General features: G+C 49.8%; 2 rRNA genes. Both read right to left on the reverse strand.

The features are described from left to right. A 23S ribosomal RNA gene (locus L6H70_RS28610) occupies nucleotides 1-121 on the reverse strand; the annotation flags it as partial. Nucleotides 122-504: 383 nt separating this feature from the next. Further along, a 16S ribosomal RNA gene (locus L6H70_RS28615) occupies nucleotides 505-908 on the reverse strand; the annotation flags it as partial.

Raw genomic sequence — 908 nt, forward strand, 5'->3', positions numbered from 1 at the left:
CATTCGGACACCCCCGGATCAAAGCTTGCTTACAGCTCCCCGAGGCAGTTTCGTTGTTCGCCACGTCCTTCGTCGGCTCCTGGCGCCTAGGCATCCTCCGTGTGCTCTTATTAGCTTAACCTCGATTTTCTCCGGAGGAGAAATATCGGACCATTGAATGATCTTCATTTCTTTCACAGAAAAACTCGTTATCAACTAATAACTATTTCAACTTGCTTACACAAGTTTCAGCTAAAAGATGTTCTAAAACGCAAATTCGTTTCGGTATCCAGTTTTCAAGGATCAAGGTGTTCCGGATTTAACCCCGGAAGAAGATCATATCATGTTTCAAAACCACTTGGCTACAAGCAAGTTCTGGAAAACAATATGTCCTTTGAGAGCTTAAACTCTCAAAACTGACCAACGAGTGAGTAGAAAGCTTTACGAAGTAAAGCTCGCTTCGGAAGCATGCTCCCTGAAGACTTAGATTTGAATGTTTCCGTTGCAGGAAACGATTCTCCATAGAAAGGAGGTGATCCAGCCGCACCTTCCGATACGGCTACCTTGTTACGACTTCACCCCAATCATCTACCCCACCTTCGGCGGCTGGCTCCCTTGCGGGTTACCCCACCGACTTCGGGTGTTGTAAACTCTCGTGGTGTGACGGGCGGTGTGTACAAGACCCGGGAACGTATTCACCGCGGCATGCTGATCCGCGATTACTAGCAATTCCGACTTCATGCAGGCGAGTTGCAGCCTGCAATCCGAACTGAGACCGGCTTTGCTGGGATTGGCTCCACCTCGCGGCTTCGCTTCCCGTTGTACCGGCCATTGTAGTACGTGTGTAGCCCAGGTCATAAGGGGCATGATGATTTGACGTCATCCCCACCTTCCTCCGGTTTGTCACCGGCAGTCACTCTAGAGTGCCC

This window comes from Paenibacillus auburnensis, from assembly GCF_927798115.1.
GTDB lineage: Bacteria > Bacillota > Bacilli > Paenibacillales > Paenibacillaceae > Paenibacillus_AQ > Paenibacillus_AQ auburnensis.